The following is a 215-nucleotide window of genomic DNA, read 5'->3' on the forward strand; positions in this document are numbered from 1 at the left end:
CGAAATGTACTGGGCCATGGCCCAACTGTTCATGCAACAAGGCCCGCAAGCCCTGCCCACCTTCCCCCACCCGCCCCGCGATTGGAACAACGAAAACGTGACCTTCAATCTCGCGCGTCGTTTGGCTCCCAAAGTGCGGTGGCCAGCCGAAATAGACCTGGAGTCACGCAGCGCGCCCTGAATAAAAGCCATCACCCGAAGCAGCCTCAATACGA

Annotated in this window: 1 pseudogene; it reads left to right on the forward strand. The window is 59.1% G+C overall.

Annotation, left to right across the window (positions count from 1 at the left end):
* A pseudogene (locus tag BFQ00_RS00205) lies at positions 1-181 on the forward strand (hypothetical protein); the annotation flags it as partial.
* Positions 182-215 lie beyond the last annotated feature (34 nt).

Source organism: Pseudomonas sp. 28 E 9 (assembly GCF_900004785.1).
In the GTDB taxonomy this organism is placed as follows: domain Bacteria; phylum Pseudomonadota; class Gammaproteobacteria; order Pseudomonadales; family Pseudomonadaceae; genus Aquipseudomonas; species Aquipseudomonas orientalis_A.